This is a genomic window from Halorhodospira halochloris, assembly GCF_002356555.2.
Taxonomy (GTDB): Bacteria; Pseudomonadota; Gammaproteobacteria; order Nitrococcales; family Halorhodospiraceae; genus Halorhodospira; species Halorhodospira halochloris.
In genome coordinates this window covers 1,098,241-1,123,423 of record NZ_AP017372.2, presented here as the reverse complement: position 1 = coordinate 1,123,423, position 25,183 = coordinate 1,098,241, and the positions used below count along the sequence as shown (strand labels likewise).

The 25,183-nt window shown below is 57.7% G+C and carries 24 protein-coding genes; 1 reads left to right on the top strand and 23 read right to left on the bottom strand.

Features of this window, described 5'->3' with window-relative positions; genetic code table 11:
• Positions 1-96 precede the first annotated feature (96 nt).
• The 9 genes from bamB to HH1059_RS05155 form a co-directional block, all read right to left on the bottom strand.
• Complete coding sequence (gene bamB / locus HH1059_RS05195) at positions 97-1,245, bottom strand: outer membrane protein assembly factor BamB (RefSeq protein ID WP_200232689.1); 1,149 nt, start codon at positions 1,243-1,245, stop codon at positions 97-99.
• Between the two features lie 2 nt (positions 1,246-1,247).
• Positions 1,248-1,877: a YfgM family protein gene (locus HH1059_RS05190; RefSeq protein WP_096409011.1), complete on the bottom strand. Its 630-nt coding sequence runs from the start codon at positions 1,875-1,877 to the stop codon at positions 1,248-1,250.
• A gap of 18 nt (positions 1,878-1,895) precedes the next feature.
• A complete protein-coding gene (gene hisS, locus HH1059_RS05185) occupies positions 1,896-3,179 on the bottom strand; it encodes a histidine--tRNA ligase (protein WP_096409009.1) in 1,284 nt (427 codons plus the stop codon).
• 17 nt (positions 3,180-3,196) lie between these two features.
• Entirely contained in the window at positions 3,197-4,180 is a 984-nt protein-coding gene (locus HH1059_RS05180; protein ID WP_096409007.1) for a helix-turn-helix domain-containing protein, read from the bottom strand.
• Complete coding sequence (locus HH1059_RS05175; RefSeq protein ID WP_162549373.1) at positions 4,177-4,944, bottom strand: tetratricopeptide repeat protein; 768 nt, start codon at positions 4,942-4,944, stop codon at positions 4,177-4,179. Before HH1059_RS05175 ends, HH1059_RS05180 begins: the two co-directional genes overlap by 4 nt.
• Positions 4,941-6,050, bottom strand: a complete 1,110-nt coding sequence (gene rlmN, locus HH1059_RS05170) for a dual-specificity RNA methyltransferase RlmN (protein ID WP_096409006.1) — start codon at positions 6,048-6,050, stop codon at positions 4,941-4,943. Before rlmN ends, HH1059_RS05175 begins: the two co-directional genes overlap by 4 nt.
• Positions 6,031-6,456: a nucleoside-diphosphate kinase gene (gene ndk / locus HH1059_RS05165; RefSeq protein WP_096409005.1), complete on the bottom strand. Its 426-nt coding sequence runs from the start codon at positions 6,454-6,456 to the stop codon at positions 6,031-6,033. Before ndk ends, rlmN begins: the two co-directional genes overlap by 20 nt.
• A gap of 394 nt (positions 6,457-6,850) precedes the next feature.
• The gene (gene cysE, locus HH1059_RS05160) at positions 6,851-7,621 is read right to left on the bottom strand and encodes a serine O-acetyltransferase (protein WP_096409003.1); all 771 of its coding nucleotides are present in this window, start codon (positions 7,619-7,621) and stop codon (positions 6,851-6,853) included.
• 207 nt (positions 7,622-7,828) lie between these two features.
• Positions 7,829-8,551: an RNA methyltransferase gene (locus HH1059_RS05155; protein ID WP_096410348.1), complete on the bottom strand. Its 723-nt coding sequence runs from the start codon at positions 8,549-8,551 to the stop codon at positions 7,829-7,831.
• 109 nt (positions 8,552-8,660) lie between these two features.
• Here HH1059_RS05155 and HH1059_RS05150 point away from each other — a divergent pair, with 109 nt between their 5' ends.
• On the top strand, positions 8,661-9,452 hold the full coding sequence (locus HH1059_RS05150; protein WP_096409002.1) for an inositol monophosphatase family protein: 792 nt from the start codon (positions 8,661-8,663) through the stop codon (positions 9,450-9,452).
• Positions 9,453-9,683: 231 nt separating this feature from the next.
• Here HH1059_RS05150 and HH1059_RS05145 read toward each other — a convergent pair whose 3' ends face one another.
• From HH1059_RS05145 to leuD, 14 genes are all read right to left on the bottom strand, one after another.
• Complete coding sequence (locus tag HH1059_RS05145; protein ID WP_096409000.1) at positions 9,684-10,919, bottom strand: O-succinylhomoserine sulfhydrylase; 1,236 nt, start codon at positions 10,917-10,919, stop codon at positions 9,684-9,686.
• Complete coding sequence (purF, locus tag HH1059_RS05140; RefSeq protein WP_096408999.1) at positions 10,900-12,414, bottom strand: amidophosphoribosyltransferase; 1,515 nt, start codon at positions 12,412-12,414, stop codon at positions 10,900-10,902. The genes HH1059_RS05145 and purF overlap by 20 nt, the downstream gene beginning before the upstream one ends.
• A gap of 38 nt (positions 12,415-12,452) precedes the next feature.
• Positions 12,453-13,136, bottom strand: coding sequence for a CvpA family protein (locus HH1059_RS05135; protein ID WP_231902031.1), 684 nt, complete (start codon positions 13,134-13,136; stop codon positions 12,453-12,455).
• Positions 13,118-13,672 carry an SPOR domain-containing protein gene (locus HH1059_RS05130; RefSeq protein WP_096408997.1) on the bottom strand — a complete coding sequence of 185 codons (555 nt, stop codon included), beginning with the start codon at positions 13,670-13,672 and terminating at the stop codon, positions 13,118-13,120. Before HH1059_RS05130 ends, HH1059_RS05135 begins: the two co-directional genes overlap by 19 nt.
• Before the next feature lie 5 nt (positions 13,673-13,677).
• Positions 13,678-15,060 carry a bifunctional folylpolyglutamate synthase/dihydrofolate synthase gene (locus HH1059_RS05125; protein ID WP_096408996.1) on the bottom strand — a complete coding sequence of 461 codons (1,383 nt, stop codon included), beginning with the start codon at positions 15,058-15,060 and terminating at the stop codon, positions 13,678-13,680.
• Between the two features lie 15 nt (positions 15,061-15,075).
• A complete protein-coding gene (accD, locus tag HH1059_RS05120; protein ID WP_096408994.1) occupies positions 15,076-15,969 on the bottom strand; it encodes an acetyl-CoA carboxylase, carboxyltransferase subunit beta in 894 nt (297 codons plus the stop codon).
• Positions 15,966-16,790, bottom strand: a complete 825-nt coding sequence (gene trpA / locus HH1059_RS05115) for a tryptophan synthase subunit alpha (protein WP_096408993.1) — start codon at positions 16,788-16,790, stop codon at positions 15,966-15,968. Before trpA ends, accD begins: the two co-directional genes overlap by 4 nt.
• The gene (trpB, locus tag HH1059_RS05110; protein WP_231902030.1) at positions 16,787-18,007 is read right to left on the bottom strand and encodes a tryptophan synthase subunit beta; all 1,221 of its coding nucleotides are present in this window, start codon (positions 18,005-18,007) and stop codon (positions 16,787-16,789) included. Before trpB ends, trpA begins: the two co-directional genes overlap by 4 nt.
• On the bottom strand, positions 17,985-18,614 hold the full coding sequence (locus tag HH1059_RS05105) for a phosphoribosylanthranilate isomerase (RefSeq protein WP_096408991.1): 630 nt from the start codon (positions 18,612-18,614) through the stop codon (positions 17,985-17,987). The genes trpB and HH1059_RS05105 overlap by 23 nt, the downstream gene beginning before the upstream one ends.
• 63 nt (positions 18,615-18,677) lie before the next feature.
• A complete protein-coding gene (gene truA / locus HH1059_RS05100; RefSeq protein WP_096408990.1) occupies positions 18,678-19,478 on the bottom strand; it encodes a tRNA pseudouridine(38-40) synthase TruA in 801 nt (266 codons plus the stop codon).
• A 26-nt stretch (positions 19,479-19,504) separates the two neighbouring features.
• A complete protein-coding gene (locus HH1059_RS05095) occupies positions 19,505-22,084 on the bottom strand; it encodes a motility hub landmark protein FimV (protein ID WP_096408988.1) in 2,580 nt (859 codons plus the stop codon).
• Between the two features lie 23 nt (positions 22,085-22,107).
• Positions 22,108-23,130 (bottom strand): aspartate-semialdehyde dehydrogenase, encoded by a 1,023-nt coding sequence (locus tag HH1059_RS05090; protein ID WP_096408987.1) that lies wholly within the window; start codon positions 23,128-23,130, stop codon positions 22,108-22,110.
• Between the two features lie 127 nt (positions 23,131-23,257).
• On the bottom strand, positions 23,258-24,328 hold the full coding sequence (gene leuB / locus HH1059_RS05085; protein WP_096408985.1) for a 3-isopropylmalate dehydrogenase: 1,071 nt from the start codon (positions 24,326-24,328) through the stop codon (positions 23,258-23,260).
• Positions 24,329-24,535: 207 nt separating this feature from the next.
• Positions 24,536-25,183 carry a 3-isopropylmalate dehydratase small subunit gene (gene leuD / locus HH1059_RS05080; protein ID WP_096408984.1) on the bottom strand — a complete coding sequence of 216 codons (648 nt, stop codon included), beginning with the start codon at positions 25,181-25,183 and terminating at the stop codon, positions 24,536-24,538.

The following is a 25,183-nucleotide window of genomic DNA, read 5'->3' as shown; positions in this document are numbered from 1 at the left end:
TCAAAAGTCAATAAACAGAACAAATGGCATGCATCACCTGTGACAGGCTATGCAGGAGAGCATACCCTATAAATCAAAAGCTGGAAAATTAAATAATTAATCGACCCGCAGGGCCGTAATACGCCCTCTTGAGTCAATAACCCAGACCAGACCATCTTCAGCACTGGTCACAACAGGGGTACGCTCAATGGGCACCGAAGAGAGCCGGGTGCGCGCCATTAGCTCACCGTCACGCAAGCGCAGCCAATTGACATAACCAGCGTTATCGCCGACTACCAGGTAGTCACCGTAGGCAACTGGCCTGGTCAGAGACAGGCCCTCCAGTTTTTCCTGACGCCATGCGGTAGCACCGTTACGCCTATCAAACGACCACACCCTACCATCTGTGCCGGCGAGATAGATCTCCTCATTATCGAGCAGAAAGCCACTGAAGCTAGAAACGCTGCGGCTCCATTGACTACTTCCCGTCGCCATGCGCACCGCGGCCAGCTCGCCCTGATAGGCAACAGCATAGACCGCGCCACGGTCTATCACCGGCTCGGCAGCAATATCCCGCATGCGCTCTAGCTCGGTCCTGCCGCGTGGCTCAGATAGGGTATGCTCCCAGCGCACCGATCCGTCGGTAACATCCAGGGCTACCAAGCGGCCACCCTCCAGACCGACCACAACGCTACTGCCGGATACAGCCGGGGCACTGCGTTGCCGGAGTGTCAGAGGCGGCACACTGCGCTCGAACATCCACAGTCGCTCACCACTCTCAGCATCAAGCCCGTAAAGCCTGCCGTTCCCAGCTCTGGCTATGACCACACCGCGAGTCATGCGCGGCTCGGCGAGTATTTCGCTGCTTAATTGGGCTTCCCAGAGCGGCTCCCCGTCTTCCCTGTTGAGTGCATAAAAGCCGCCCTTGCGATCAGCTACAAAGACCTTCTCGCCAGCAACCTTAGGGCCGGCTGAAAGAGGTTTATCCAGCTTTCGCAACCAGCGCTTCGATGCCTGTTCAGCCTCTATTGATTTTACCCAGCCACGACCATCGGCCAGATAAATCTGCCCATCAGCGTAGTAGGGATCGAAGGCGAGTCCCGCCTCAAGCCTGCCTACCGGCCAGCTGCTGCGCACCACTTCGACATCGATCTTCTCTTCCACCTGAGGCTCAGGTAGAGGCTTTTGCAGCGAGCACCCAGCACTAAGAGCTACCAGAACCGCGCCTGGAAGTAGGGCCTGTTTGATTGTTCGCAACCGAGCCACAGTCAAGCCTCTGATTCCACAGCGCGCAGCTTCATCTCAACCAACTCCCGGGACTGCGGCGCCAAGCCGTTTGCGGCCAAGGCCTGGCGATAGGCTTGCGCCGCTTCATCTTGTCTCCCGAGCTCGGCAAGCAGGTCGCCCTTGAGTTCAGCATAGGCCGCCTTAAAACCATCCGAGACATCGGCCTCAAGCAACTCTATAGCCTTTTCCGGGTCAATCTGTGATAACACTCGCGCCTGCCTTAACTTCGCCAATTCTGCCGTGGGCCGATGATCGCTATTCTCCACCAACCAACCCAAGGTGTCCGCTGCATCGGCATAGGCACCTGCATCGACCTGCAACCGCGCCATACGCATGGCTGCTAGCACTGCATAGCCGCTGCCACTGTGATCATCAAGCAGGCGTTGACCAAGGCCTGCTAACTCCTCCAACTCGGCGTCACGGCGCTCCACCTCTAGAAACTCAGCATAGGCCGTAGCCGCCTGCTGAGCCGAGCGTTCCTGCCAAGTACCGTAGGCCCACCAGCCAGCCAAGACCACCATAGCTGCTGATATACCAAGCATGAGGGAGGGGCCGTTGCGCCGCCACCAATCCCTGAGCTGATCAAACTCTTCTTCGTCTTTGCGGTCCATCAAGCTACCTCAATAGATTCAATCTGCCGGTTCTTCTGCAATTATATCATGCAAAAGTTGTTCCAGCTCGTCGTAACCCAACTGCCGCTGCTCTTCGCCGCTGCGTAAATCTTTCACAGTCACCACATGCATAGCTAGCTCCCGCTCACCCAAAATGAGGGCCAGGCGAGCGCCGCAGCGATCTGCGCGCTTCAATTGTCCCTTGAACCCGCCTTCACCAGGGTTAACCTGCAGGCGCAGCCCTGGCAAGCGATCACGTAGGCGTTCGGCCAGGTCAAATGCAGCCCCGGCATCACAGGCTACCACCAGGTAGGCGTGGGGCGCATCACCGACTGGTTGCTTATCACTCTGCCCCAGCAACGCTATCAACCGCTCCAAGCCGAGCGCGAAACCTATCGCCGGGGTGGCTTTGCCGCCCAACTGCTCGACGAGACCATCAAAGCGACCTCCCGCACAAACCGTGCCCTGCGCCCCGAGATCGTCACTGACCCACTCAAACACGGTCCTGGTGTAATAGTCGAGCCCCCTAACCAAGGCAGGATTGACTTCATAATCCACCCCCGCTTGCTCAAGCAGGTTTCTAACTGTTGCGAAATGCTCTGCTGATTGCTCATCCAAATTATCCAGAAGCCGTGGCGCTGCGGCCATGACATGCTGGACCTGGGGGTTCTTACTATCGAAGATGCGCAGCGGATTGGTCTCCAGCCGCCGCCTAGCATCTTCGTCAAGCTGATCTTCATTATCCCGCAAATAGGCGATCAGCTCCTGGCGGTGCGCAGCTCGGCTTTGGGGGGTGCCAAGCGAATTAATCTGCAAGCGCAGGCCATTAAGGCCAAGTTCGCGGAACAGCCGGGCGGTCATGACAATCATCTCGGCATCCATCTCGGCCGCCGAGACGCCGAAGACCTCAGCGCCAACTTGATGGAATTGACGCAATCGACCTTTTTGCGGGCGCTCATGACGGAACATCGGCCCCGAGTACCACAGCCGCGGCTCACTGTTATGCAACAGTCCATTCTCGATCCCGGCACGCACACAGCCGGCCGTCCCTTCCGGGCGTAAGGTTACACTGTCGCCGTTACGATCCTCAAAAGTATACATCTCCTTTTCGACTATATCGGTAACCTCGCCTATCGAGCGGCAGAAAAGCTCTGTCCGCTCAAGCATCGGCAACCTGATCTCCCGATACCCGTACGCCTCCAGCACACGTCGAATGATCTTCTCAGCACGTTGCCAAATCGCCGCCTCGGCGGGGAGGATGTCACAAAAACCACGTACGCTCTGGATTCCCTTTTTCGCCACCTCGCGTTACTCCCTTGCTAATCTCTGGTCAGAGTCAAACGTGCTACATCCTGTCTAGTAAATGGAGCCAAATCAAAATCTTCCCCAAAGTGCTCAATCTCAACCGCAGGGGCGTTGCCAATGACAATGTTGTACTCATCTGCCTCATCAAGCTCCAGCGTCTCTGGACCTTGAACCAATCTAAATACCTGCCGATCACCGTCAGCATGGATCTCCATCCATGCATCTTCTCCCTCAGCAACCCTTACCACAAGACCTGGATCGCGCGCTTCTTCCTCAAGCTCATCCTGCTCGGCCTCGATATCGGGGACAGCATCGGCCGCTGCTAGTTCCTCTGCCAGGGCTTCTGTCTGGCGCTCTTCCTCCGGCGGATCATCTGTAAGCTCCTCAGCCACATCCTGTTGCTCGTAGTCATCTTCACGCTCAACTAAAACCAGCCAGGTTCCGCCAATCACCAGCAACACGAGGGCCACCCCCCCCAATGCAAAGGCGGCAATCAGCTTCTTGCCACCGCTGGTTCTCTTACCCTCAGCATAACTAGACTCCGACGCCGCTGAGCCGGTATCGCCCTGATCCACATCCGCACGCTCGGCACCCCCCCCTTGATTAGCCTCACCTGCCACTGACTCACTAACCCGCTGAGTCCCTACTGTGGTCTTTTCTTCTACCGGTGCAGAGTAACTATCTTCAGGCGTTGCAGATGTTTCAGAGCGGGGTTTTGGATCCGAATTGCCAATAGCCGGTGAAGAAGGCTCCCCAGTGCGGCTATATGCGGCAACTATTTCGTTTTCATCTAGCCCAACCAGACGAGCATAGCCGCGTAGATAACCCTTAACGAAGGTCGACGGCGGCAACCGGGATTCATCGCCTGCCTCTAACGCCTCTATCACCCCAGCCGAAAGATTCAGGCTTGCCGCAACTGCCCTGGTTGTCAGCCCTTGTGCTTCTCGCGCCCGTCGCAGCTGTTGACCCGGGTCATTACTTTGATCATGCTCGCTCATGGCGTGCCCCCTTCATTGGCTTTGAGCCGCCCGACATAATCAGACTGCGGGAAGCGCTCGCTTAACTCATCTGAGAACGCCTCTGCAGCCTCTGACTGTCCCAACTCTTCGGCCACCCGCGCCGAAAAGTAAAGAGAGCGCGGCGACCGGTCGAGCTCTCTCACCCTATCAAGATCCTCAGCGGCCGCAGCGAAGCGCTCCTGCTCGAAGCGCAATTCAGCCCGCACCAACAAGGCCGGGGCGAACTCCTGCACATGCGCCAATGCAGAATCGACAAATTCGCCAGCCTCCTCAAGGCGCCCGGCCCCTAGTGCACATCGGGCCGCATTGGTTAAAGGGACATGGCGAGACGGGTAACCCGTTATACCTGCAGCACTCTCCAACTCTTGTAAGGCCTCATCAACCTGATCTAGGCGACAGAGCACCCTGCCCAGGTTATTGAGTATTGGTCCTCGCCCTTGGTCAGACCCGGCTTCTTCGACCAAACCGACCGCAGCCCGGTGATACTCTACTGCCCGATCCAAATCACCCACCCCCTCGGCTACCAGACCCATGCCGGCTGTAGCCTGGGGATGCTGAGGATCCAGCTCTAGGGCACGCTCAAGGCGCTCTCGCGCCTCACTGAACCGGCCCACCCCGATAAGATAAAGGCCTGCCCCGGCATGGCTATCTGCTGCCTTTTCCGGCTGCGGAACCCCGCTCCCGCCACCACTAGCGCAAGCGGCCAGCAATAGCACAAAACTCAATTGCAGCAGTCGAGTCACTGATATGCTACCAGTTTGCTGGGCTGAGCATCCCTTACCTCGCCTACCAGTTGTCCGCACGCTCCTTGTATATCATCGCCCCGACTGTCCCTGATAGTAGCGGTAAGATTGCGCTCCAAGAGCAGATCAGCAAATCTGTTTACCCTGTTCATAGAGGGACGCGAAAACCTTGCCCCGGGGTATGGATTAAATGGTATCAGATTAATTTTGGATGGTATATCGCGCAAACGAGCAGCCAACTCCCGAGCATGTTCATCTGCATCATTCACTCCGGCCAGCACTACATATTCCCAAGTAATACGCCGGTGCGGCTTATCACTTATATATTCATGACAAGCTGGCAAGAGTTTCTCCAGCGGATGTTTACGATTCAGCGGCACAATTTTATTGCGTAGCTCGTTATTTGGGGCATGCAGCGAAACAGCTAGACTAACCTCGGTCAGGCCACGCAGTCTTTTAATTGCCCGAACAATACCGGAGGTGGAAATGGTGACCCGTCGCTTAGAAATGACGAAACCGAAGTCATCGGTAAAGACACGAGAAGCCGAAATGACCGGGTCAAAATTGAGCAGCGGCTCACCCATGCCCATAAACACAACATTAGTAATGGCCCCATCACCGAGCTTCTCAGTGGCCAAGTGTAACTGCCCGACAATCTCCGCAGCGCTCAAATTACGGGCAAAGCCACCGTCACCGGTAGCACAAAAGCGGCAGCCCATCGGGCAACCCACCTGCGACGAGACACACAGTGTGCCACGCTTAGGCTCCGGTATATAAACCATCTCAACACTATGGCCGTCGGCAAGGCGCACCACCCACTTGCGGGTACCATCGGCAGAGATGCTTTCGCTGGCTATCTGCGGCAGCGCTACTATGGCCTGCTTCGCAAGCTTCGCGCGCAAAGCCTTACTCAGATCGGTCATGGCCTCGAAATCATAAACCCGACGCTGATGGAGCCATTGCATCATTTGCCGGGCACGGAAACGTTTCTCTCCCAGCGCCTCGAAAAATGCCGCTAAACGCGGCCGATCAAGCCCTAATAGCTCTACCGGCCCGGCATCCTTAGCGGCATGGAGCTGATCATGTTCAGCGTGAGCAGATTTCATCGGCCTTGAAGAAGAACTCGATCTCTTGCTTGGCAGTTTCCGGGCTATCCGAACCGTGCACGGCATTCGCATCTATATTTTCAGCAAAATCGTGGCGAATAGATCCGGCGCTGGCTTCCTGGGGATTAGTCTCGCCCATGATCTCACGATTTTTTCGGATTGCCTGTTCCCCTTCGAGGACCTGCACCATAATCGGGCCTGAGGTCATGAACCCAACCAAATCGTTGAAAAAAGGCCTTTCGCGGTGAACGGCGTAGAAACTCTCCGCCTCCTGTTGACCCAAATGGACCATCTTTGCTGCCACAATGCGCAGGCCAGCGCGCTCAAATCGCGCCAGAATCTCACCAATAACGTTTTTGGCTACCGCATCTGGTTTGATAATCGAAAGGGTTCTTTCTGACGTCATCTAGCCTCTCCTCAAAATATAGCAATTCAAGTCAAACTTGCCAAAGATTTCTCTAACCACAAAAAAGCCGCAGCATCAACAAGCTGCGGCGGCTTGGATAACTGTGCATTATACAACGCTGCGCCATCACAGAACAACTGCGGGGGTTAGCGTAAAGCCCATAGAGCTCGCCTCTAAAAATTCCCTCCGGAGCCACTCAACTGCCAACTGCCCCGGTGTGGAGGACGCCGTGAATCCTTCCCTGGAGGCTTCATGGCGCCATCCTTGGCGCCAAGACCTCCACACCGGGGCAGTTGAGTTGCTCCGGGGGTAATTTTGGAGAGCATTTTTAGGGGCTACTCGAAGACGGGGGGCACGAACTTTTTTAAGGATTCACTTAGGCACAGCCACCCGCTCAATCTCGCTTATCCTCATACTCTCCAGCACCCGACTCGCGTGTACCGACTTTCAAATCGGGCACGCAAGTCTGCTCGACATCTCCGCCGAGCTCTTTGACGGCACAGCAAAGCTCCTCAATGCGCCGGTCAGTAACATGGATATGATCAAGCATGGCATCGACCGCCTGAGCGACTGGATCAGGCATCTCGGTGGTACCGTAGGCATCAAAGCCGATGCGTTGCGCCACCTTCTCGCGCCGACTGCGCTCTTGTTTTATCTCACCAGCTTGGCGTGCCGGTATACCCACCATAGTCGCCCCTTCCGGGACATCTTTTAACACCACAGCGTTAGAACCAACCCGAGCTCCGCTTCCGACCCGAATAGGCCCGAGCAGCTTGGCACCGGCACCGATCACCACATCATTACCCAAGGTCGGGTGACGCTTACCCGACTGCCAACTCGTGCCGCCCAGGGTAACGCCGTGATAGAGGGTCACATCATCGCCAACATCTGCCGTCTCCCCGATGACGACGCCCATACCGTGATCAATGAAAAACCTGCGGCCAATCCGTGCCCCGGGATGGATTTCGATCCCCGTCAACCAGCGATTGATTAGGCCCAGCACGCGAGCCAACCAGCGTAGTCGCCAGCGCCATAAGAGGCCCGCGCAACGATGTAAAACCAGGGCATGGAACCCGGGATAGGTTGTTATGACATCAAAGGCATTGCGAGCCGCAGGGTCCCGCTCCATAACACAGCGGATATCCTCACGCAGGCGTTGTAACATCGTTACCTCTTCATCTGTCGATACTAGCTTACATATTCGCACGCAACAGGCGTCTCGAAAGGCTTCCCTGAGCCAATCGCTTGTCTCGGTGTGCAGGTATGGACGCCAGGGCTAGCACCATGAAGCCTCAAGGGATGGATCCACGGCGTCCTCCACACAAGACAACAAATTGGCTCAGGGAAGCCTTTCGAGACGCCCATAAAAGACTCATAACCATCGCCGCTGATCGAGCACATGGCTAAGCAAGCCGCGGAGCATCCGCACCTCATCAGCGCTAGGCCGCGCCCGCCGAAAGATATTGCGCAGCCGACGCATAGTCAGTTCGGGATTCTGTCGCTGGAGAAAACCCACGGCCGTTGCCGTCTGCTCGAGATGAGCAAAGAAACGCTCCAGAGTATCGACCCCCGCCGGCGGCTCCTCAGCACACACAATGGGCGATGCGCTAGCCATAGCCATGCGCAGCTCCCAAGCCACAAGCTGTACCGACTGAGCAAGATTGAGTGAGCTGTACTGCGGATCGGCGGGTATATGCACCAGTGCGTGGCAACGATCGAGCTCTAAGTTGCTCAACCCGGTCCGCTCCCGGCCAAAGACCCAAGCCTGTTCAGCATCGCCCTCGCCCATAGCCTCGCTCACCGCCGTGCGGAGATCGCTGACACGGTAATTTTCTGCCCGCGGCCGAGCGGATAGACCGTAGACCAAGCGGCACCCACTCAGCGCTGCACCAAGCTCATCATGCACGCTGGCTTGACGAAGGACATCTTCGGCACTAGTTGCCCGCGCAATCGCCTCTTCACCCAGCGGGTCACACTGCGGCTCGACCAGCGCCAGGCGCTCTAGGCCCATGGTGCGCATCGCCCTCGCCGTAGCGCCTATGTTACCCGGGTGACTGGTGCCCACCAGGACTATGCGAATCTTATCCGGATTCAAACTTACCTCTATATAGTCAAGCCAATACTCTACCGCAGGGCTTATGCTTTGCCCGTGAATCTTATCACTTCTGTTGATATCATACGCCCATCTAGCGAAGGAGATCCCCATGCATCCAATGGTGAACATCGCGGTACGGGCAGCCCGTTCCGCCGGCAATGTCATTACCCGCAGCATCGACCGCATCGACCGAGTCAAGGTCGAGGAGAAGGGGCGTTATGATTTTGTCACCGAGGTTGACCGTCAAGCCGAGCAGGTCATTATCGACACCCTCACCCGCGCCTATCCGCATCATGCGATAATTGCCGAGGAGAGCGGTACTCATCAGAAAAACTCCCGGACCCAAGCCGAATATACCTGGATCATCGACCCCCTTGATGGCACGGCTAATTTTGTCCATGGGTTTCCGCAGGTCGGCATCTCCATAGCTGTACAACGACGCGGTCAGCTGGAGGCCGCGGTTATCTACGACCCGCTGCGACAAGAGCTATTCACCGCTTCGCGCGGCAACGGCGCGCAGCTTGATGGACGCCGAATTCGGGTAACTCAGCGCCCCGGACTCAGAGGCAGCCTGGTAGGCACTGGTTTCCCATTCAAACAGCCGGATCTGATGCAGCGCTATCTGCGCATGTTCGGGGCAGTTGCCGAGCAGGCCGAGGATATGCGCCGGGCCGGAGCGGCCTCTCTCGATCTTGCCTACGTCGCCGCGGGCAGGCTCGACGGCTTCTTTGAACTCGGCCTCAAGGCCTGGGATATAGCCGCCGGGGCACTGCTCATAACCGAGGCCGGCGGCACTGTAACCGACCTCGACGGCGAACACGCCTACCTCGAAAACGGTAACATAGTTGCCGGCAGCTCCAAGGTACACAACGGTTTATTACAGACCATAAGTAGGGTGTGACTGCTAATCGCCCGATGAGCAGCCAACCAAACGGGGTGGTAATCACCCCCCCCCTTCTGGGGAATATTTAAAAATCCGCCTGGCACCCCAACCTTTAGCATCCCGGTGTGGAGGACGCCGTGAATCCTTCCCTGGAGGCTTCATGGCGCCATCCCTGGCGCCAAGACCTCCACACTGGGCAGCTAATGGCTGGTGCCTAGGGGATTTTTAGAGTTTCCTCAAGGCAGGCTACTAAAGGCAGGTTAAGCCGCGCCCGATATCAGCTATGATATCCTCAGCATCCTCCAGGCCGACCGAGACACGCACCAACCCCTCGCTGATCCCGGCCGCTTGGCGCTGCTCCTCGCTGATTGTGCCGTGAGTAGTGGTCGCCGGATGGGTGATAGTGCTTTTGGCATCGCCGAGGTTGGCGGTTATCGAGAGCATCCTGGTCGCATCGATAACTTGCCAGGCCGCCGAGCGACCGCCATCGACCTCGAAGGCGACTATACCGCCATAGCCATCCTGCTGGCGTCGCGCTAGCTCATGGGCCGGATGGTCAGGCAACCCGGCATAATAGACCTTATTTACCCGCGAGCAAGACTGCAGCCACTCAGCAACCTGTTGAGCACGCTCGCAGTGCGCCTGCATACGCAGGGCTAGCGTCTCTAAACCCTTGAGGAAGACCCAGGCATTAAACGGACTCATACTCGGCCCGGCAGTCCGGATAAAGCCGTGGATCTGCTCTCCTACCAGCTGCTGATCACCAACCACCGCCCCTCCGACACAGCGCCCCTGACCGTCGAGATACTTGGTTGCCGAGTGAACCACAAGATCGGCGCCGTGCTCGAGTGGCCGCTGCAGAGCAGGTGTGCAAAAACAGTTATCGACGACAAGCAGTGCCCCTGCATCGTGCGCAATCCCGGCTAGACTAGCAATATCGACAACATCATTGAGCGGATTGGAGGGTGTCTCAGCAAAAAGCATCCTAGTATCAGGACGCAGCGCCTCGCGCCAGGCCTGCTCGTCAGTCAGCGGCACCCAGCTGACTTCAATGCCAAAGCGCGGCAGATGATTAGTAAACAGGGAGAGTGTCGTTCCAAACAGGGTCTTTGAGGCTACTATATGATCACCAGCCGAAAGCAGCCCCATGGTGGTAGCAAGAACTGCCGACATGCCTGAGGCAGTGCCGACCGCCGCCTCCCCGCCCTCCAGGGCAGCTAGTCTTTGACAAAAGGTATCTACCGTGGGGTTGGTGAAGCGAGAATAGACGTTACCCGGCTGCTCGCCAGCAAACCGCGCTGCCGCTTCACTGGCGCTGGTAAAGCGAAAGCTGGAAGTGGTATAGATAGGCTCGCTATTTTCCTGCTCGCAGCCCCAGCTCTGGCCAGCTCTTATCGCCCGAGAGCCGAACCCCCGCAGCGGCTCATCTTCTCCATCGCTATCCAATTGATTATCTGCGTCTTTTTCAGTCGTGGTTATGGACATCGACCGTCTCAAGATTTTCCTCGTGACGCGATTTTTCCTTTGCCGCGTCGCAACGGGCTACCGAGAGGCCGTAAAGAAACTCCTCACTCACATCCCCGGTGATATACTCACCGTCGAAGCAAGAACAGTCGAGGCGCGTCAACTGATCATTGCCAGCCATTACCGCTGCTCGCAAATCCTCAATGTCTTGATAAACCATCCGGTCTGCACCGATCGCAGCAGTAATCTGCTCCTCATCGCGATCGTATGCCAATAATTCAGTGGCATTAGGCATATCTATGCCATAGACGTTGGGATAACGCACCGGGGGTGCCGCCGAGGCGAAATAGACCTGCTGCGCTCCGGATTCGCGGGCGAGCTGAACCAACTGCTGTGAGGTCGTGCCACGCACCACAGAGTCATCGACGAGCATGACCTTTTTGCCCTCAAACTCCAGCGGTATGGGGTTAAGCTTTTGGCGTACCGACTTCTTGCGCGCCTTCTGTCCCGGCATTATGAAGGTCCTGCCGACATAGCGGTTTTTAATAAAACCTTCCCGGCACTCAACTCCGAGCTCGTAGGCAAGCTGCATTGCAACCGTTCTACTGGTATCGGGTATAGGGATGATCACGTCAATATCGGTATCTGGCCAAGCCGTTCTAATCTTCGCCGCCAACCTCTCCCCCATCCGCAACCTTGCCTTATGGACCGCCACACCGTCGACTATAGAATCAGGGCGGGAGAGGTAGACGTATTCAAATACACACGGCGAACTTATCGTTGATTCAGCGCATTGCTGCGTAAAACACTCACCATCCATGCTGATAAATACCGCCTCACCAGGGGCGATCTCGCGGATAAGCTCGAAGCCGAGCATATCCATGGCTACGCTCTCTGAAGCCACAATATAATCGCTACCCTGCTCAGTAGCGCGCTTACCAAAACACAACGGTCGGATACCATAGGGATCGCGGAAAGCCAGTATTCCATGGCCATTAATCATGGCCACTGCAGAATAGGCGCCATGGCAACGCTTATGGACAGCGCTTACGGAGTCGAAAATATCTTCCGGCTCGAGGCGAAATTTCTGCTTTGCGCCTAGCTCATGGGCAAAAACATTAAGCAGCACCTCAGAATCGGAATTAGTATTTATATGTCGCCTATCTTCGCGAAATAGTTCCTCTTTCAGGTCTTCGGCATTCGTCAGATTGCCATTATGGGCCAGGGAGATACCGTACGGCGAATTGACGTAAAAAGGCTGCGCTTCGGCAGAACTCTCGCATCCGGCGGTAGGGTAACGCACATGCCCTATCCCCATATTGCCAGTCAGGCGTAGCATGTGCCTGGTTCGAAAGACGTCCCTTACCAGCCCATTGCTTTTGCGCAGATTCAGCTGTCCTTCATCGTAAGTGATTATTCCAGCTGCATCCTGACCGCGGTGTTGCAGAACCGTCAATCCCTCATAGAGTTCCTGATTGACAGCTCCATTGGCAACCATCCCGATTACGCCACACATTATCCGCTGCTACCTCCACATCCAGCCAGCTATTTTGATTAATCGTCCCTATCCGGAATATGCTCGCGCACGGCGTCGGGCAGATCTTCACCAGACACACCGTCCAATAAATCGTCAACCACGCCCTCGGGCAAAGCATCAGGATTGGCCTTAGCGCAATACTCAGTCCAATATGCCGGCATCTCGGCATCAAAAGGCGCAGCGCCGCCGTTTTCCCCCAAGCCGACACGAGCGCTTATATCAGCCAACCAGCCATCGGCCCCAGCACGACAGATCAGCGGCTTAACACTATTCAGTGCCGTTGACTCCTCCCAGGCCTGTTCTTCAGCGATGGGGGTCAAACCGGCCAGCAATACCGCTAAGGCCACTATAACTGTGCCGCGGACAGCACCAAACAGGATCCCCAGCATCCGATCAGTCCCGCCCAACCCACTGACGCTGACCAATTTGACCAAAAAGCGGGTAGCCAAGGAGCCGACAACGACTATGCCGACAAACAAGAGGATGAACGCGAGTGCAAGCTGAATCGTAGGAGATTCAGTTATACCCTCGAGGTAAGTTGAGACAACGCCTGCTTGCTGTACACTCACGATGAAGGCAAGCACCCAAACCAGCAAGGCAGCCACTTCACGGACAAAGCCACGAATCAGACCAAACCCGGCCGAAAGCGCCACAATCGCGATAATCACAATATCCGGCCAACTCATAGCGAAATCACCCATCCATCTATTTCCAGTTCAGTTCTCGCTTGTTCCAGCATTTCATCGGCTCGATCCCGCTCCATGACCGGGCCCAGCCTAACTCTATATACGGCCGAGCCATCGACATCGGAGCGATCAACATAGGCCGGCATGCCCATATCGCGAACCTGATCGCGGAATCCGTAAGCGTTATCCTGGTCTCTGAAGCTGCCCACCTGCACAGCAAAAGCGCCTTCCTCAATAGGTACGCCTTCTATATCCCCATTCGCCACCTCTTCAGGCTCGCTGTCGCTATTGGCGGCAGCCTCGCTGTTATCCCGATCGTCGTTAACTGCGTCAGCCAAATCATGATCATCCAAATCAGACATATCATCATCTGGATCGACTAGCTGAGGCTCGCGATCGGCTTCTGGACTATCTGCGCGTGGCGGCACCTCAAGCGGCACATCAACCTGCTCACGCTCCTGCGGAGAAGAAAAGAACATCGGCAAAAAGATAACCGCCAGGGCGACAATAACTGCTGCGCCGACCAATTGGCGTTTGGTAGTCGAATCCATAGGGCTCACCCCCACCCCTGTTGCTGTTGTACAGCTGTCACCGTACGGAAGGAGCCAAACACAACAACTCTGCTGCCGCCGTGCCTGACTCCGCGCTCAATTCCAGCTAGTGTGCTCTGCAAGTCTGCACCGCAAGAGGCTATAGTACCCCTATGATTGCGGACATGCCCCGCCAACTCAACAGCGGCGATCATTTGCTCATCATCCATTGATGGTAAATGCCAATAGTCTACTTGATCGGCCGTTGCGGCAATCAAACCCTCTGCCTCTTTGTGCCGGGCGACAGCCAATAATGCGTGGCACTCGTTGGCTCGCGGTAAGCTGCTTAACACCCTAGCCAACTCGGCCGCTCCATCAGCATTATGCGCTACGTCGTATAACCACTGCGTGCCAGAGTATTCTAACAGCTGCAAGCGCCCAATTACCTTCACCTGACTGAGGGCCGCACTTATTTCCGCCGCGCTGATTAAACCGGCTCGGGAGAGTTGCTGGAAAGCAGCCAGCGCGGTAGCAGCATTACTCAGGGCTGCAGGGCCCGGGATACTCGGATAAGAGAGCCCCGGTAGGCTGATCGAGCCCGAGTTCCAGTGCCACTCAGAGCTGGAAAATGCAGACCAATGATAATCTTTGCCCGCTTGCCAAATCGGCTCGGCAGCCAGGCTCTGCGCAATACTAGATAACTCATCCGGGGCGTCTGCCTGGCCGATAACAGCTGCTTTATGTGATCTGAATATGCCCGCCTTCTCGCGCGCTATACTAGCCAAATCGTTGCCCAGCCACTCAGCATGATCATGGGCTATCCTGGTCACCACCGCAACATCAGCATCAATTAGATTGACCGCATCCAGGCGGCCACCTAGCCCTACCTCCAACACCCACAGATCACAGTCGGATTCGGCGAAGACCACAAAGGCGGCCAGGGTCGTGTGCTCGAAATAGGTCAGCGAAACGCCGGCGGCCTGCCGCGCCAGTTCTACCCGGCGCAGGGCACCAATCAGCGTTTCATCGTCAGCCTCAAAACCGGCAACCTTAACCCGCTCGTTAAAACGACTAAAATGCGGCGAGCTATACAGGCCTACGCGATAACCGGCACTCTGCGCTAGCGCCGCAACCATTGCGGCAACACTGCCCTTACCATTGGTGCCGGCAATGGTAACCACCTCAGCATTTGGGCTTGTAATGCCGTCCGCAGCGCCCACGAGCGTTCCTGGCCTCTCGCTCAAGTGCTGCGCTACTGCTGCGACTCGCTCCAACCCCAGGTCGATCTCCTGCGGATGGGCTCGCTCAAGTAGCTGCAGCCAGGACTCGAGATCGGTGGGCAAGCCGCCCCCAACCAAAGCGACCGAGGGGGTCGAGGTGTTACCGTTATACTGAACCTGGCGAGCCATCTAATGCCTGTAGGCCTAGTCGGACTGCACGCATAGCGGACGCATGGGTGCATCAAGACGGCCGAGTTTAGCCACCAGAGAGGCTATATCATCGCGCATATGGCGCCGATCAACGATGCGATCAATAGCGCCATGCTCGAGCAGGAATTCAGCCCGCTGGAAGCCTTCGGGCAGGGTCTCACGCACAGTCTGCTCGATTACCCGAGGACCAGCAAAACCGATAAGCGCCCCTGGCTCGGCGATTATAATATCGCCGAGGGTGGCTAAGCTGGCCGAAACCCCGCCCATAGTCGGATCGGTCAACACCGAGATGTAGGGGATACGATCTTCATTGAGCCGGCTTATAGCGGCCGAGGTCTTGGCCATCTGCATCAGCGAAAAGAGCGCCTCCTGCATCCGCGCCCCGCCCGAGGCAGAGAAGCAAATCAGCGGGATGCGCTGCGTGCGGGCCAACTCCGCAGCCCGGCAAAAGCGCTCGCCGACCACGGTTCCCATCGAACCGCCCATAAAGGAGAACTCAAAAGCCGCCGCCACCACCGGCATGCCCTGCAGGCGCCCGTGCATGGCGATAAAGGCCTCTTTCTCGCCGGTCTGTTTCTGCGCCTGAGCAAGGCGATCCTTATACCGCTTACTGTCGCGAAAACGCAAAAAGTCAACCGGCTGTAGATCGGCGGCTATTTCGGCAGGATCACTGCCCTCGTCCAGGAAGACCTTCAGGCGCCGGCGGGCACTAAGGCGCATGTGGCTAGAGCACTTCGGGCAGACCTCGAGGTTGCGCTCCAGATCGGGCCTATAGAGTATCCCCTGGCAGGATTCACACTTAGTCCACAGCCCCTCCGGAACACTGCGACTGCGCGGCCCCGGCTGGGTCCTAATACGCCGCGGCATCAGCTTCTGGAACCAACTCATGCGTTACCTCCACTCTGCGTCGCTGCATCCATACCGCGCCGCAGCGCAGCTGCAGCATCTTGTAAGCGCTGGGCTAAATCAGGCGCAGTGCCATAATCGGCGATCATCTGCACGAGGGCGCTGCCGACAACAACCCCATCTGCCACCCGCGCCACAGCCGCTGCACCCTGCGGGTCGCGCACCCCAAACCCGACCGCAACGGGTAGCTGCGAAGCATTGCGGATAGCAGCAACCTGCCCCGCGACCAGATCAGTATCAAGATTCGCAGCCCCGGTAACCCCCTTTAGAGCGACCGCATAAATAAACCCGCCGGCTGCCTTGCTGATGTACTCTAGACGCTGCTCACTGGTATTCGGAGCAACCAGATAGATCAACTCAACACCCGCCTCGGCTGCTATCCCGGTTAACTCGCCCGCCTCATCCGGCGGCAGATCGACCGTTAACAGGCCATCTACACCCGCAGCTGCGGCCTGCTCGACATAACTCTTATAACCGATAGCCTCCAGAGTGTTGGCATAGCCCATAAAGACGACAGGAGTCTGCGTATCCTGGCGACGAAACTCCCGCACGGCGGCAAACAGATCCTGCACCGAGGTGCCAGCCTGCAAAGCCCGCAGGCAAGCAGCCTGGATAACCGGCCCGTCGGCCATGGGATCAGAGAAGGGGACACCGATCTCGATTATATCCGCCCCGCCGGCGACTAGCCCATGCATAATCTCGACCGTCTGCTGAGGGCTTGGATCACCGCCAGTTATATACGGGATTAGTGCTGCGCGCCCTGCTTCGCGGCAAGTCTGGAAACGCTCGCTGATGCGACTCACAGTTCTATGCCCTCCTGTGCGGCTACCGTAGCTATATCCTTATCTCCCCGCCCCGAAAGGCTGACCACTATAGACTGCTGCGGGCTGAGCCGGGCCGCCAACTGTTCAGCATAAGCTATGGCGTGAGAGCTCTCCAACGCCGGCATAATCCCCTCGCAGCGGCACAAGCGATGAAAAGCAGCGATCGCCTCATCATCATCAATGGTCACATAGTTGGCCCGACCAATATCTTTAAGGTAGGCGTGCTCAGGCCCAACACCAGGATAGTCAAGCCCGGCAGAGATAGAGTGAGTGCCAATAATTTGCCCCTCCGCCGATTCCATAAGGTAGCTGCGCGAACCGTGCAACACTCCCGGGCGACCAGCGTTGAGCGGGGCGGCGTGGCGGCCGCTACCAAGACCTTCGCCGCCGGCCTCGACGCCATAGAGCTCGACCCCACGGTCATCGAGGAAAGGGTGAAAGATGCCGATGGCATTAGACCCGCCACCGACACAGGCGACTACAGCAGCAGGCAGCTCTCCCTCGGCGGCGCATATCTGCTCGCGCGCCTCAATGCCGATGACCCGCTGCAGGTCACGCACAAGGGTAGGATAAGGGTGGGGACCCGCAACAGTACCAATGATATAGAAAGTATCGTCGATATTGGTCACCCAATCGCGCATCGCCTCATTGAGGGCGTCCTTAAGCGTGCGTGTGCCCCCCTCAACGGGCCTTACTTCAGCGCCGAGCAGGCGCATGCGATAGACGTTAGCCGCTTGCCGCTGCACGTCATCAGCACCCATGTAAACCACGCACTCTAACCCCAAGCGCGCAGCCACAGTCGCCGTTGCTACCCCGTGCTGACCGGCCCCGGTCTCGGCAATGATGCGTCTTTTGCCCATGCGCGCTGCCAACACCGCCTGACCAACTGTATTGTTGATCTTATGTGCACCTGTGTGGGCAAGATCCTCACGCTTTAAGTAGATCTTCGCCCCGGCGCTGTTAGCGGTCAGCCTCTGCGCAAAATAGAGTGGCGTCGGGCGACCTACGAAGGAGCTTAATTCGCGCTCAACTTCGGCATGGAATTGAGGGTCCTGCTTTGCTTGGGCATAGGCGGCTGTTAACTCTTCCAGCGGGCCTATTAAGGTCTCGGAGACAAACCGGCCGCCATAGCGGCCAAAACGACCCTCATCGCTGTGCACTGAAGCCTCGGGATTAATCTCGGTCTCTATCGCCACGCTCTACCTCCGCCAGGAACCGGGCCATAAGCTCCGGGTCTTTGATCCCCGGCCGTCGCTCAACGCCACTGCTGACGTCAACTGCAAACGGCCTAGTGCGTTTTATAACCTCAGCTACATTATCTGCCCGAAGGCCACCGGCAACAATTGTACCCTGCACACCCTCTGGCAGCTGATTGTGATCGAAGAGCTGGCCACTGCCACCGCGCTCACCAAGCTTATGGCTGTCGAAAACAAAGCCGCTGGCGCCGGCATAGCACCCTACATAGTGCTGTGGATCTACCCCGCCACCCATGGGGACAGCCTTTATATAGCGACGACCATAACTAGCGCAGCGTTCGGGGGGCTCATTACCATGAAACTGCAGGGTGTCGAGGCGCAGTTCATCAAGGGCGACCTCGACATAACCGGGACGGGGGTCGACGAACAGTCCGACAATCGCGATAAAGGCTGGTACCTCTGCCACTATCTCCCGCGCCTCGCCTAGATCTACTGCGCGCGGACTGCTATCGCAAAACACCAAACCTATCGCATCGGCACCGACCTCTACCGCTGCCCGAGCATCCTCCGGGCGAGTGATTCCGCAAATTTTTACGCGAGTTCGCATTTCGGATGTTGTTCCCTATATGCAGCTGCGCAGGAGGCACAGATCTTACCGCGGCGGATGCCTTTACGGCAAAAAATCGGCGTAAGCGGGCAAGGCATATTGCTGAGGATAGACAACCCCGGTCAAATAGAGTCCCGCCGCCGGTGCAGTTATGCCACTTCGCGTACGATCGCGCTCAACGAGCAGACGTCGCGGCCAATCGGTATCCCGCTCACCTGAGCCGACGGCAAGCAGGGTACCGGCGATATTACGTACCATATGATGGAGAAAGGCATTGGCCTCGATCTCAATGACCACCATCTGTCCACGGCGCCAAACATCTAGCCGGTAAACCTCGCGAACTGCATGAGGGGCCTGACAAGCAACGGCCCGATAGGCGGAAAAATCGTGTTCGCCGACCAACGGCTGAGCTGCGGTGTGCATCAGCTCAGCATCGAGCTCACGATGTGTCCAAGCCACCCGGTTACACCAAATTGCCGGCCGCGCCCGCCGGCAGAAGAAGTAGTAACGGTAGGCCCTGCGCACGGCCTTATAGCGAGCGTGGAAATCCCTATCCACCTCATAGGCGCAAATCACGCTAACCGCCTGCGGAAGGTTGGCATTAGAACCCAGGACCCAGGCATGCAGCTCACGCTCCACCGGAGGATCGAAGTGCACCACCTGGTGCGCGGCATGCACGCCGGCATCCGTGCGCCCAGCACAACTGACCTCAACCCGATCCGCGGCCACCTTAGATAGGGCTTGCTCAAGCACCTCCTGCACAGATAGGGCGTGGTGTTGGCGCTGCCAACCGCTAAAGCCACTACCATCGTACTCGACGATTAGCGCTATCCGCGGCGCTTGCCGGTCCTCAGTGCAGCCCAAACCGCTCTATCCGCCTTCCAAATAGTCTAGGAGCCAAGCTCCGAGAGGATCTCGCGGGCACTCTCGCGCTGGCTCTCGGTACCTTTTTCAATTACCTCTTCAAGCATCTCACGAGCACTTGCCTCATCGCCCAAGTCGATATAGGCGCGTGCCAAATCGAGCATAGTATCCGACTGATCGCCCTCGCCTGGCCCGAGACTCAACTCATCATCATCGGGCAGCTCATCCTCCTCGTCCGCTGAGCTCTCCTCGGTGTCGGCATCACTATCCGCGGCTTGCTCTGTCTGCTCAGACTCGGCCTGCTGCTCTGTTGCCCCAAGCAATTCATCGAAATCATCGCCGGACTCGCCATCAGCAGCACCTTGATCGGCGGGCTCCGCTTCTGCATCACCAGCGGCGGGTTGCTGATCAGGTTCAGATTCGTCGTCGAAGCCCTCTTCACTGAGCAGTCCATCGATGTCCATCTCTTCAAGCTCATCGTAGCCGCTGTCGGCATCATCTTCGCCCTGACCGAAGAGATCATCCGCTGCATCCTGAGCCGCTGCGCTCTGCTCAGGATCCTGCTGCATCGCCGGTTCAGGCTCCTGATCATCTTCGCCGCCAAATGCCTCATCCAAGCGCCGATCGAAGTCATCATCAGCGCCGGCTGATTGCTGACCCTCATCCTCATCGTCAAAACCAAGGTCCAGGGCCTCTAGATCAGGCTTGGAATCGAGATCATCCTCTCCCTCACCTGCTAAGTCGTTATCCCTAGCGCCGTAGGGATCGCCATCTGCCGCCGCTGCGGCGGTAGCAGCACCCGCCGCCAGGCCACCAAATAAGGGCGAATCAGGGGCAAATCGGCGACCGATATTAAGCGCCGTCTGCCACACCGGGTCGCTATCCGAGCGGGTCCGATCATAAAGCTCCTGAGCCTGATCCATGAAGGCATCGCGCTCATTTAGATTGGCCAGCACATCGAGAAGCTTCAGACGCAGATCGGCTCGGTGGGGCTCACGATGGATGCCCCGCTCAAGGATCTGACGGGCGTTATTAAACTCATCGTCGGCTATATAGTCTTCAGCCAAATCGAGCGGGTCACGTCGCGAGTAAGATTGCTCCTGCTCATCAGACAGGCCGAAATCCGCCGGATCAAAGCGCTTTCGCGGACTCTGCCGAGTCTGCATCTGCTTGCGTCGGCGGTAGGCGATTAAACCAGTTATCGCCGATATAGCCACCAGCGTTAAACCAAGGGCAATAAGGGCGCGCTGACGTAAGGTATCTTCCTCCCACAAGTGCGCCGCGGTTATATCCTCAGGGGCAACATCCAGCTCTTCGACATCAGCCAGCATGCTCGCCCACCAAGGCGCTTCGCCGCGCTCCTCCTCGGCTACCTCCGGTTCCGGCTCGGGCTCGGGTGTCGGCTCCGGCTCAGGTGCAGGCTCCGGCCTCGGCAACTCCTCCTCAAGCATCCCCACTTCGGGTATCGGTGCCCGTGGGGTCGGCTCTTGGGGCGGCGGCAAGATATCGTCCATAGACAAATCGAGGAGCCGCTCTAGGGCTTCAACCCGTTCACCTAGGTCACGCACCCGATCCTGCAGATTATCCCGCTCCGCCCGCAGGCTCTCGCGCTCTTCGCGCATGGCGGCGACCGCTCCCTGCAGGCGACTCAAATTGGCCTCAGAGGGTTCAAGGTCGGCATCAAGCAGGGCCAAGACCTCGTCTGTGCCCTTATCATCCATGGCCACAACCCGCAGCCGTGCCTCCCGCTCAGCAACATCCGGGACCGGCTCATCAATCTCTGGGATTGGTGCTTGCGGATCCCACTCCTCTGCAGCGGCCCGGCGCTCAGCAGGCGGCACCCAGGCAGCTAGGTGGTCCTCATAAATAGACTGAGCCTCAGCAGCACTCAGCTGCTTGATCTCTTCTTCATCCGGCAGACGCAGCCACCAACCGCTTAGAAGGTCGTTGACATTATCGTCGGCGAAGGCGTGAGGATTAAGTCGCTGGATTGCCAGCATGGTCTGAGCGACGGTCACCGAGTCGTCGGGACGGTGCTGCTCGGCGATGCTCCACAGCGTATCCCCCTCTTCAACCGGGCCATAGGCTGAACGGCCCCGCGCATCACGTTCGGCCTCTTCCTCGGCAGACTCAAGCTCAGCCTCAGCCTGCCGTTGCTCTTCTTCGCGCTCAGCCCGCTCACGCCTCTCCCGCGCTTCGGCTACCGTGGTCGGCTCCTCAAGCAGTAACGTGTACTCACGAGTCAGATCGCCTTGCGGCCAGCTAATGCGGACGAGGAAATCGAGCAGTGGCAGATCAACCGGCTCATCGCTGCTCACCTCGATATAGGGGGCATCCTCACCTTCGGTAACTATCTCGAAAGAGAGCAGGGAGAGCTCATCCTGACGTTGAATCCCGGCCCGTTCAAATACCCTACTCGGGGCCAGTTCGACCTCAAACTCATCCAGCTGATCGGTTTCTATGTCACGAAGGGGAATCCGCGCCGAAACCGGCTCTCCCGCTTGGGAGCGGGACTCAATGGTACCTAGTCGCGGTTCCGCTGCATGGGTTCCCGCCGCTATGCTTAAACCGGCTATAACGACGGCGACTTGGAATGCTTTGCGCACGACTCCCCTCCAAGCGCTGCTGATCAGATGTGGCGCTCGATCATGAGTTCTGCGATCTGTACGCTATTTAGCGCAGCGCCCTTGCGCAAGTTATCGGCAACCACCCAGAAATCCAAACCGCGCTCGTGGGTGATATCTTCGCGAATGCGCCCGACGTATACAGCATCGCGCCCCTCACCCTCGGTTAGGGCAGTCGGATAGCCCCCCGCCGCACGCTCATCAAGCAGCTCGATACCGGGTGCAGCACTCAACACCTCGCGCGCCTTCTCGACGCTGAGTTTCTCACGGGTCTCTATATGCACGGCCTCGGAGTGGCCATAGTAGACCGGCACCCTTACAGCGGTCGGATTTACCTTAACCGAGGAGTCTTCCAGGATCTTGACCGTCTCCCAGACCATCTTCATCTCTTCCTTGGTATAGCCATTATCCTGAAAGTCATCAATATGGGGCAGGCAATTAAATGCTATAGGCTTAGGGTAGACCTCGCACTGCGGCTCCTGTCCGGCAATGATCGCCCGCGTCTGAGCATCGAGTTCATCTATCGCCGGCTTGCCGCTACCTGAGACCGCCTGATACGTAGCCACATTGATCCGCTCAATCGCCGCCGCGTCGTGGAGCGGTTTTAAGGCCACCAACATCTGGATAGTTGAGCAGTTGGGATTGGCTATTATGCCCCGTTTCTTGTACCCAGCAGCGGCGTGGGGATTGACCTCGGGGATCACAAGCGGGATATCGTCGTCGTAGCGAAAGTACGAGGTGTTATCAATAACCACCGCACCGGCCTGAGCCGCCCGCGGGGCATGTTCAGCCGAAATAGACCCGCCGGCGGAGAACAGCGCTATCTGCACCTTGCTAAAGTCGAACTCGGCCAAGTCTTCAATGGTCAGCTGCTCGCCGGCAAACTCCAGCTGACCGCCAGCCGAGCGGCTACTCGCCAGAGGATAGACCCGACCTACGGGGAAGTTGCGCTCGGCCAATATCTGCAGCATCACCTCGCCCACCGCCCCAGTGGCGCCGACTACGGCTACGTCGTATGTCTTACTCATGGTCTATCGCGGCCCCCCGTTTTAGCTGAACTCCTTGCGTGGCTGCCAGATGCAGCCAACGCCGTTATAGTCGTAGTATGCAGTGCAAGTGTAACGCTTCATAAGCAGCTTGGGCACCCCCAAAAGCTTACAACCTCCCCACCACCGCCTCCCCCATCTCAACCGTCCCCACAACCCGACTCCCCCCCTGCAAATCAGCCGTCCGCAGCCCCTCCTCAAGGACCTGCCCGACAGCCCGCTCAACCCTCTCGGCGTGCTCCGACTTACCGAGGCTATAGCGCAGCAACATGGCCACCGACAAAATAGTAGCCAGCGGATTCGCCTTATCCTGCCCGGCAATATCCGGCGCCGAACCGTGCACCGGCTCATAAAGCCCCTTACCACGCTCATCCAACGACGCTGAGGGAAGCATCCCGATCGAGCCGGTAAGCTGCGCCGCGCAATCGGAGAGGATATCGCCAAACATATTGCCGGTGACAATCACATCAAACTGCTTCGGCGCCCGCACCAACTGCATAGCGGCATTATCGACATACATGTGAGAGAGCTCGATCTGCGGATAATCGGCGGCAACCCGCTCGACCACCTCACGCCAGAGTCCCGAGCTTTCCAAGACATTAGCCTTATCCACCGAACAGAGCCGTCCCTGCCGCCGCTCGGCGGCAGCAAAAGCCAATCGGGCAATCCGCTCAATCTCCGACTCACTATAAACTTCAGTATCGTAACCCTGCCGTTCACCACTCGGCAGCTCCCGCACCCCGCGCGGCTCACCAAAATAGATACCACCGGTAAGCTCGCGGACGATGAGCAGATCAAGGCCGGCAACCACCTCCGGGCGCAGCGCAGAGGCATCGGCGAGTTGCGGATAGAGCATCGCCGGGCGCAGATTGCCGAACAACCCTAGCTCGGCGCGGATCGCCAACAGGCCCCGCTCCGGGCGCACCTCGCGCGGCAACTCATCGTAGCGCGGCCCGCCGACGGCACCGAGCAGCACCGCATCGGCTGCCTGCGCCTTAGCTAAGGTCTCCTCCGGCAGCGGCTGCCCGGCGGCATCATAACCGGCCCCACCGATGGGCGCCGTATCCAGCTCACAATCGAGTCCGTGATTATCCCGCAGCGCCTCCAGAACTCGCCGCCCTTGCGCGACTATCTCCGGGCCGATGCCATCACCAGGCAGTAACAGTATCCTATGACTCATAACCTCTCCTTAAACCAATCACCGTCCCACCGCTCAGAAGAAAGATTTTTCGCGCGGCGTCTTTAGCAACTTCCTCGGAGCCATATAGCCTCCCCGGGTGTGGAGGTCTTGGCGCCAGGGATGGCGCCATGAAGCCTCCAGGGATGGATTCACGGCGTCCTCCACACCGGGGAGGCTATATGGCTCCGAGGAAGTTGCTAGAGACCCTCAACTAAACAACCACGGCGCTTCCTCGCGGCGCTTTTGCTCATATGCGCGGATAGCCTCGGCGTGCTCGGTCAGGGTAATACCGATCTCATCCAAACCCTCCAGCAGCATCCGCCGCCGAAACGGATCGACCTCAAACCCAAAACTCTCGCCGGCGGGAGTCTCAACGGTCTGATTACGTAGATCAACGGTAAGGCTGTAACCCGGCTCGGCATAGGCGGCGGTAAACAGCTTATCGACCGTTGCCTCATCCAGCACCACCGGCAGGATGCCGTTCTTAAAGCAGTTGCTATAGAAGATATCGGCAAAGCTAGGTGCAATAATGGCTCGAAAACCGTAGTCTTGCAGCGCCCATGGGGCGTGCTCGCGCGATGAGCCGCAGCCAAAATTAGCCCGCGCCAGCAAGACGCTCGCCCCTGCATAACGCTCCTGATTGAGGACAAAATCCGGGTTGCGCGGGCGGTTAGTACAATCCATACCCGGCTCACCGTGATCGAGATAGCGCCACTCATCAAACAGGTACGGCCCGAAACCGGTGCGCTTGACCGACTTCAAGAACTGCTTAGGAATGATGGCATCGGTATCGACGTTAGCCCGATCCAGTGGTGCAACTAGGCCGGTATGGCGGGTAAAAGGTTCAATACTCAT

Bases quoted from the DNA above. Each gene is read 5' to 3' on its own strand.
- HH1059_RS05190 (WP_096409011.1), bottom strand. From the start codon at position 1,877: ATGGACCGCAAAGACGAAGAAGAGTTTGATCAGCTCAGGGATTGGTGG.
- HH1059_RS05180 (WP_096409007.1), bottom strand. From the start codon at position 4,180: ATGAGCGAGCATGATCAAAGTAATGACCCGGGTCAACAGCTGCGACGG.
- rlmN (WP_096409006.1), bottom strand. From the start codon at position 6,050: ATGAAATCTGCTCACGCTGAACATGATCAGCTCCATGCCGCTAAGGAT.
- ndk (WP_096409005.1), bottom strand. From the start codon at position 6,456: ATGACGTCAGAAAGAACCCTTTCGATTATCAAACCAGATGCGGTAGCC.
- cysE (WP_096409003.1), bottom strand. From the start codon at position 7,621: ATGTTACAACGCCTGCGTGAGGATATCCGCTGTGTTATGGAGCGGGAC.
- HH1059_RS05150 (WP_096409002.1), top strand. From the start codon at position 8,661: ATGCATCCAATGGTGAACATCGCGGTACGGGCAGCCCGTTCCGCCGGC.
- HH1059_RS05145 (WP_096409000.1), bottom strand. From the start codon at position 10,919: ATGTCCATAACCACGACTGAAAAAGACGCAGATAATCAATTGGATAGC.
- purF (WP_096408999.1), bottom strand. From the start codon at position 12,414: ATGTGTGGCGTAATCGGGATGGTTGCCAATGGAGCTGTCAATCAGGAA.
- HH1059_RS05135 (WP_231902031.1), bottom strand. From the start codon at position 13,136: ATGGGTGATTTCGCTATGAGTTGGCCGGATATTGTGATTATCGCGATT.
- HH1059_RS05130 (WP_096408997.1), bottom strand. From the start codon at position 13,672: ATGGATTCGACTACCAAACGCCAATTGGTCGGCGCAGCAGTTATTGTC.
- HH1059_RS05125 (WP_096408996.1), bottom strand. From the start codon at position 15,060: ATGGCTCGCCAGGTTCAGTATAACGGTAACACCTCGACCCCCTCGGTC.
- accD (WP_096408994.1), bottom strand. From the start codon at position 15,969: ATGAGTTGGTTCCAGAAGCTGATGCCGCGGCGTATTAGGACCCAGCCG.
- HH1059_RS05105 (WP_096408991.1), bottom strand. From the start codon at position 18,614: ATGCGAACTCGCGTAAAAATTTGCGGAATCACTCGCCCGGAGGATGCT.
- HH1059_RS05090 (WP_096408987.1), bottom strand. From the start codon at position 23,130: ATGAGTAAGACATACGACGTAGCCGTAGTCGGCGCCACTGGGGCGGTG.
- leuB (WP_096408985.1), bottom strand. From the start codon at position 24,328: ATGAGTCATAGGATACTGTTACTGCCTGGTGATGGCATCGGCCCGGAG.
- leuD (WP_096408984.1), bottom strand. From the start codon at position 25,183: ATGAGTATTGAACCTTTTACCCGCCATACCGGCCTAGTTGCACCACTG.